Origin of the sequence: Dissulfurimicrobium sp. (genome assembly GCF_049968175.1) — a bacterium.
Taxonomy (GTDB): Bacteria; Desulfobacterota; Dissulfuribacteria; order Dissulfuribacterales; family Sh68; genus Dissulfurimicrobium; species Dissulfurimicrobium hydrothermale.
In genome coordinates, this window is sequence record NZ_JBMFRG010000101.1 from 1 (window position 1) to 3,136 (window position 3,136).

Below are 3,136 nucleotides of genomic sequence, written 5' to 3' on the forward strand. Positions count from 1 at the left end.
CTCCTTGATCGCTGCAAGGACTTGAAAGAGGCCAGGGACGCCGTGATGCAGGAACTTCAGGAGGAAAAGCGCATATTCAACATCTTGATCAACGAACTTTTAGACAGACAGGAATCATCCGAAACCTATGGAGAATTCTTTATAGACGGGAGACAAAATCTCTTAAATCAACCTGAATTCTACCAAATCACCCGTCTTAGGGCTATGTTAAAGACGCTCGAAGAGAAAAAAAACTTGGTTACCCTCCTGGATAAGTGCCTTGAATCAAACAAGATGCAGATATTCATAGGCTATGAAGGCTTTGGAGACAAAGGCCCTTGTTGTGGTATAGTACTTTCTTCATATTCCGATACAGGCCGACCGCTTGGCACCCTCGGCATATTAGGACCTATGCGGATGAATTACGCCAGAATGATCCCCCTTGTTGAATATACCGCCAAGGTCTTAAGCGAAAAATTAAAGGAGTTATGAAGATTATGAATATACATGAAACTGAACAACAAGAACAACAAACTGAGGTACAAAATAAAGAACAAGATCAACGGCAAGATCAACAACAAACCCGTGGACAAGAAGATTACGAAGAGTTAGTCGCCAGACTTAAAGAAAAAGATCAAGAGATAGCTGCATGCAAAGACAAGATGTTGCGCCTGGCAGCAGAGCTTGAAAACTTCAAAAAACGGATCGAGCGCGAAAAAGAAGAGCACATGAAATATGCCCTTGAGTCCTTTTCAAATGAGCTGCTGCCCTTTCTAGACAATCTCGAAAGGGCGGTGGCTGCCTCTAAGGAAAGCAGAGACATCGACAGGCTGATCGAAGGACTCGAACTTACACTTTCAGGCTATCTCAAGACCCTTGAAAGGTTTGGTCTGAAGACCTTTGTAGCGGAAGGACAGAGATTCGACCCAAATCTACATGAGGCCATCTGCATCGAAGAAAGCCACGAACATGAGGAAAACACTGTTATAAAAGAACTCTTAAAGGGCTACACCTTGCACGAAAAACTCCTGAGGCCTGCATTGGTGGTCGTATCAAAAAAACCGTGCGGCGGCAGTGGACAAGGCGAAACAAGTGCTTAGTTTATCCAAAAGCGCTATTTTAAACAAAAATACAACGATTTTATAAGGAGGATAAAGAAATATGGCTAAAGTCATTGGGATAGACCTAGGCACCACAAATTCCTGTGTTGCCATAATGGAAGGTGGTGATCCGAAGGTCTTGGCCAACGCTGAAGGCGGCCGCACTACCCCTTCGGTTGTAGCCTTTACCGACAAAGGCGAACGACTGGTAGGCATGCTTGCGAAAAGACAGGCCGTAACTAATGCGGAAAATACGGTCTTTGCGGTAAAGAGGCTGATTGGGAGGAAATTCTCCGATCCCGAGGTCCAAAAATCAAAGGGCATCGTATCATATAAGATCGTCGAGGGCCCCAACAGTGACGCATATGTCGAAATCAGAGGAAAACAATACAGCCCGGCTGAGATATCCGCCATGATACTCACAAAGATGAAACAGACCGCTGAAGACTACCTTGGCGAAAAGGTAACAGATGCGGTAATAACCGTGCCGGCATATTTTAACGACAGCCAGCGCCAGGCCACAAAGGACGCGGGCCGCATTGCAGGACTTAACGTCCTTCGCATAATAAATGAGCCGACAGCCGCTTCCCTTGCATACGGCCTCGACAAGAAAAAAGAGGAAAAGATAGCAGTCTTTGACCTTGGCGGCGGTACATTTGATATATCAATCCTCGAGATAGGGGAAGGCGTATTCGAGGTAAAAGCTACAAATGGAGACACATTCTTGGGCGGCGAGGACTTCGACCTCAAGATCGTCGATTGGCTCGCCAATGAATTCAAGAGGGAAAATGGCATAGATCTAAGACAGGATCGAATGGCGCTGCAGCGGCTCAAAGAGGCCGCTGAAAAGGCAAAATGTGAACTCTCAACCACTGCCGAGACCGAGATCAATCTGCCGTTTATCACGGCAGATGCCTCTGGCCCCAAACACCTGGTGGTTAAGCTGACTAGGGCGAAACTTGAAAGCATGGTTTCCGACCTGATAGACCGTGTGGTGCCGCCGTGTATGACGGCGCTCAAAGACGCAGGGCTGACGGCCGCTGATATAGACGAAGTGATCCTTGTGGGTGGCATGACCCGCATGCCGAGGGTGCAGGAGAAGGTAAAAGAGATATTTGGCAAAGAGCCTCACAAGGGTGTCAATCCTGATGAAGTTGTGGCCATCGGCGCAGCAATCCAAGGCGCTGTCTTGAAGGGCGAGGTAAAAGATGTACTTCTCCTTGACGTAACGCCGCTTTCACTCGGTATAGAAACCCTTGGCGGCGTTATGACAAAGCTCATAGAAAAAAATACCACCATCCCCACCAAAAAAAGCCAAATATTTACGACTGCTGCTGACAACCAGAATGCTGTTACCATTCATGTCCTTCAAGGTGAAAGGGAAATGGCCTCCGACAATAAGACCATAGGGCGCTTTGAACTCGTAGGCATCCCACCTGCGCCGAGGGGCGTACCACAGATCGAAGTCACCTTCGATATAGATGCAAATGGAATCCTAAATGTCTCGGCCAAAGACCTTGCAACCGGTAAAGAACAATCAATACGCATCCAGGCATCAAGCGGCCTCACTGAGGAAGAGATCAAAAAAATGATAAGAGATGCCGAACTTCATGCCGAGGAAGACCGCAAGCGCAAAGAACTCATAGATGCCAGGAATCACGCCGACAGTCTTATCTACAGCACCGAAAAGAGTCTCGCCGACCTTGGGGACAAGGTGGATGAGGCCATAAAGACCCAGATAAACGACAAGATAGCGGCACTCAAAAGAGAACTTGAAGGGACTGATATCAAGGCCATCAAAAAGGCACAGGATGAACTTATACAGGCATCCCATAAACTGGCTGAAATGATGTATAAAAAGGCATCGGAAGGCGGCACGGCAGGCGGCGGTGAAGAGTCAGGCAAGGGAAAAGGCGGCGGCAATGAAGATGTAGTAGACGCCGATTTCGAAGACGTAAAATAATTTTAAATCCGAACCATCAAAAAGATAAAGGCGCATTGCAGAGGGTGTAAAATAATTTGTGTAAATGGCCATTCAGGGGTATGTCGATATCCCA

2 protein-coding genes and 1 pseudogene are annotated in these 3,136 nt (G+C 47.3%); all 3 read left to right on the forward strand.

Annotation, left to right across the window (positions count from 1 at the left end):
- Positions 1-471 (forward strand): annotated as a pseudogene (locus tag ACP5SG_RS09505) (heat-inducible transcriptional repressor HrcA); the annotation flags it as partial.
- Positions 468-1,079: a nucleotide exchange factor GrpE gene (gene grpE, locus ACP5SG_RS09510; RefSeq protein ID WP_428124023.1), complete on the forward strand. Its 612-nt coding sequence runs from the start codon at positions 468-470 to the stop codon at positions 1,077-1,079. The pseudogene ACP5SG_RS09505 and the gene grpE, both read left to right, overlap by 4 nt.
- A 61-nt stretch (positions 1,080-1,140) precedes the next feature.
- Positions 1,141-3,042, forward strand: a complete 1,902-nt coding sequence (gene dnaK / locus ACP5SG_RS09515) for a molecular chaperone DnaK (RefSeq protein WP_237888326.1) — start codon at positions 1,141-1,143, stop codon at positions 3,040-3,042.
- Positions 3,043-3,136: the final 94 nt, after the last annotated feature.

What these genes read in the sequence shown, in the direction of transcription:
- grpE (WP_428124023.1), top strand. Translation starts at nt 468, where the DNA reads ATGAAGATTATGAATATACATGAAACTGAACAACAAGAACAACAAACT.
- dnaK (WP_237888326.1), top strand. Translation starts at nt 1,141, where the DNA reads ATGGCTAAAGTCATTGGGATAGACCTAGGCACCACAAATTCCTGTGTT.